Origin of the sequence: Rathayibacter sp. AY1D2 (assembly GCF_002932695.1) — a bacterium.
Taxonomy (GTDB): Bacteria; Actinomycetota; Actinomycetes; order Actinomycetales; family Microbacteriaceae; genus Rathayibacter.
Map to the genome: position 1 here is coordinate 1 of NZ_PSVX01000112.1, position 3,451 is coordinate 3,451.

The window sequence follows — 3,451 nt, forward strand, 5'->3', positions numbered from 1 at the left end:
TGGACAGCAGCCGGCCGATCGGATCCTCCGGATCATGGACCGACCCCCCGATGCTGAGCTTCACCCCGCGGCGGGTCAGCTCATCAACGATGTCGCGAGCGTCTGTGATGGACCGCGCGAGCCGGTCGAGCTTCGTCACGAGCAGAGTCGATCCGGCGTCGCACGCAGCCAGCGCCTCCCGCAGCGCGGGACGCTCGCGGTTCCGGCCCGTCAGACCGGAATCGACGTAGATCCGATCGGATGGGACGCCGGCCGCCCGGAGTGCGTCGCGCTGCGCGGTCGCATCTTGCTTGTCGGTTGAGACGCGGGCGTATCCCACGAGAGCTGCCATGCGCTCAGTGTGTCAGTTGACGCCCCATCATCGGGCATTTCATCGGGCGGGTCTATTGCGACAAACAGCGCCGCGAGATTCCGGTCTCATGCGCGGCCATCCTGGGCGGACGGATGACGACCCTCTAACGGGACGGCCTGAGCAGTCGACCCGAGATGGCGATGCGGAAGAGCAGGGTTTAGCGATGGCGCACCCCGCTCCTGTGACTATGCCTTTCACTGGCATACGCTGCGTGCTCGCGCAGCCGAGCAAGGCGGGTCCTGCGTGCTGGGCAGGAAAACCGGTCACTCTCTACACTCGGGGCAGCGGCAGGGAGGGGGCCCGATGGCAACTGCGCCCGATCCTGCCTCGGCGATCGCGCACGCAGGCTTGGCGGGTATCGCAGTCGGCGCCGTCGCCTTCGCCGGATCGCTCCTCGCCGTGCCGTTGCTGTACGCCGGGTACGCCGGTCTGGCCGCGTTCGTCCTCCTGCCGCTCATCGCCACTGCGCTCCTGCTGATCGTGTCCCGGGCCGTCACGGGTCGCCTGCATGCCGGCGCAAATCTCGTGCTCGGTGCGCTGCTGACTCTTGCGACACTCGCCGCCGTGGTCACACCGCTCGTGACCGATGCCCCGCCGCTCCCGGCTCCCCTCCTCGCCGCCCTTCCGCTGCTGCTCGGCGCCGTGGCGGCATTCGGGTCGCTCGTCGTCCATCCGGGTCGCGCCCGAATCGTTGGAGCCGTGGCGACCGTAGCCCTCCTCGCGACAGTGGCATCGCCCGTGGTGCAGACGGTGCTCGGGCGGTCCGCTGCCGCGCGCGCTTCACAGGAGGCGGAGTACGAAGCGCGGCTCGATTCGTCCGTCGTGCCGTTCGAGTCCGATCGGCTCACGACGACGGCAGTCGTCATCGGGCAGTACGAGTCCTCCATCCGGGCGTCGGAGGATCCTCTCGCGCGACAGGACACCGACTACCTTCCCGACCCGGGCGACATCACGATCCTCACGAACCGCTTCAACCCGGAGTTCTCGCTCGAGAGCCAGGTCTGCAGCCTGTACACGAATCCCGAGCTGGCGGGGACAGCGGGGAACACCTGCGACCGTCGGGACGACGGCGTCTGGGTGCTCGAGGTGGATGGCTCCCCGATGCTCGCCCGACTCATCGACAACGCCGTGGTCTCCGTGGCAGGCGCGGACCAGGAGCGACTGGAGGAGTTGCTCGCCGCGGTGGTGCCGATGGAGCAGGACGAGTACGAGCGCCGGCTCCGCCTCGCCTTCGAACGGGATCTGCGCGCATAGACACCCGTCGTACCGTCGACCACCTCATGCAGCGCCTGCCCCCAGTGCAAATACCGTCGCGACCCGTTACCAACTAGGAGAACCCGTGTTTCTAGCGTTCCTCGCCGGCGCTCCCGCCGTGATCGGGATCCTCTGGCTCGTCAACCTCTCAGGCGACGGGTCCGAAGAAAAGGTGCGGCAAGACACCTGCATCGGCGCCCTCGTCGCCAGCCTGCTGTTCATCGTCGGAGCCGTCATCTAATGGTTCAGGCCCGTGGATATGAGCAACGATGCTCAGGGGTCCTTCGGCGCTTCCGCCTTCGCCGTCGCCGCGCTGCTCGCCAGCGGCATCATCGGCCTCCTCCTCACCCTCATCCTCTGGCTCACGATGCCAGGAAGGGTAGGCGCGGAGCGCGACTAACGCCCGGTCGTTGCTCGAACGACGATTCGATCGGAAGGCTTTCCCACCACTGGCTCCGCAGAGACCCCTCGGCACGGTGATGAGAATCGCGCCCTGCGTAGGCTGAGCGACAGTTCGACGGACGGAGCAGCACGAACCATGACAGACACGAACGCGATCGGTCGGCTTTCGGCCGTGGTCGCTGCGACCGGGCTCGTTCTCGCCCTGGCCGGCTGCACGGCACCCCTCGATGGAACCTCCGTCGCCAGTCCCTCGGCGACGTCCGCCGCTCCCAGCCTTCCTACGAGCACTCCCACGGACGATTCTGATGCAACAGACTCTCCCGCCGCCCAGTCGCTTCTGGAGCAGCTACCTATCCGTACAGCACTCGAGAGCGTGTCCAACGACGCGAGCGGTGATCTGCTGATCGAGGAGCGAGATGACGGGACAGTGTGGCTGTCTCTCAGTGGGCTGAGCCTGACCAGAGCAACCGAACCGCGGGTCTTCGTCACGAGCGCTCCGCTCGAGGACAACGACGGCGAGTTGAGGTTCCCTGTGGACGTAGGGAGCGAAGTCGGCTCGCTGACAGCAGATGCTGACCAAGAGCTGCAGATCTTCGATCCCGAAACGATCGGCAACATCGAGAGCATCCTGATCCTCGGTGTCGGTGATCCTGGCATCCGACAGCTTGCAGCCGCTCGAGTGTCGCCCTCCAGCACGGAACAGTGACGCCGCAGCGCCGCGAACGGAGGCCATCGCCAGGCACCGGCACCGGCCTTCGCGTGGAGAGCACGCTCGCCGCGCTCTCCTACGAGGTGACCCGCGTCATGAGCAGCTCCTGCAAAAACGGGCAGCACCCATTCGACCCGCTCCTTCGGCCGACGGGGCACGAGGGAACGCCGGATGCCTGATCCCAGCGCGATTATCCTGGTGCCCTTAGCCATCATCTGGTTCTTCGTGACCTACTGGCCGATCATCTCCGTGGTGTTCGTCGTCCTTTTCGTCATCGTCGGGTTCGTGGTCCTCATGCGCCGTGAGGCGCAACGCGGCGGCAGATAGGAACTGCGCGACACATCCCCGAAGGTCGCCGCGCTGAAACTTCGTGTCCAATGGCGCGGTGCGGTCGAGGATCACCTGCGCGATCCGCGCCCGCCGAACGATCCCCATACGGAACGGATGCGGCGCCCGTTCCGTGGTCCGTGTCACGCCGGCGGTGCACCGCGCTTCGCGCGCGTGGTTAGGGGATGAACTCTTGGGACCAGTAATCGGCCCGCACCTTCAGGAGAGGTCCCTCTATGGCGGAACTGACCGTGATGGTGCGCGGGTCCCAGAGCGTTCCTGCGATGCGCGCTTGCGGCGTCGTTCCAAGCTCGCTCGACAGCTGCTCGGGAGTCATCGCGTCGGGCGGGCGCACCGAGAACAGCCGCCAGCATCCACCGGAGGCGCACTCGACGGTCTCGCTGACG

The 3,451-nt window shown here is 66.7% G+C and carries 7 protein-coding genes; 5 read left to right on the forward strand and 2 right to left on the reverse strand.

Annotation, left to right across the window (positions count from 1 at the left end; all coding sequences use genetic code 11):
* A partial coding sequence (locus C5D04_RS17530; RefSeq protein WP_146087901.1) for a recombinase family protein occupies positions 1–331 on the reverse strand: 331 nt, incomplete at its 3' end.
* A gap of 264 nt (positions 332–595) precedes the next feature.
* On the opposite strand from C5D04_RS17530, the gene C5D04_RS17535 reads away from it, so the two are divergent.
* The 5 genes from C5D04_RS17535 to C5D04_RS18455 all read left to right on the forward strand — a co-directional run bounded on the left by C5D04_RS17535 (position 596) and on the right by C5D04_RS18455 (position 3,044).
* Positions 596–1,606 (forward strand): hypothetical protein, encoded by a 1,011-nt coding sequence (locus C5D04_RS17535; protein WP_146078521.1) that lies wholly within the window; start codon positions 596–598, stop codon positions 1,604–1,606.
* An 85-nt stretch (positions 1,607–1,691) separates the two neighbouring features.
* Positions 1,692–1,847, forward strand: a complete 156-nt coding sequence (locus tag C5D04_RS18445) for a hypothetical protein (RefSeq protein WP_181068414.1) — start codon at positions 1,692–1,694, stop codon at positions 1,845–1,847.
* An 18-nt stretch (positions 1,848–1,865) separates the two neighbouring features.
* Positions 1,866–2,006 carry a hypothetical protein gene (locus C5D04_RS18450; protein WP_181068415.1) on the forward strand — a complete coding sequence of 47 codons (141 nt, stop codon included), beginning with the start codon at positions 1,866–1,868 and terminating at the stop codon, positions 2,004–2,006.
* Between the two features lie 138 nt (positions 2,007–2,144).
* Positions 2,145–2,714: a hypothetical protein gene (locus C5D04_RS18045; RefSeq protein ID WP_146078522.1), complete on the forward strand. Its 570-nt coding sequence runs from the start codon at positions 2,145–2,147 to the stop codon at positions 2,712–2,714.
* 174 nt (positions 2,715–2,888) lie between these two features.
* Positions 2,889–3,044: a hypothetical protein gene (locus C5D04_RS18455; RefSeq protein WP_181068416.1), complete on the forward strand. Its 156-nt coding sequence runs from the start codon at positions 2,889–2,891 to the stop codon at positions 3,042–3,044.
* Between the two features lie 178 nt (positions 3,045–3,222).
* Here the strand turns inward: C5D04_RS18455 and C5D04_RS18570 are convergent.
* Positions 3,223–3,451: hypothetical protein (locus tag C5D04_RS18570; protein WP_219815047.1), on the reverse strand; the 229-nt coding region annotated here is incomplete at its 5' end.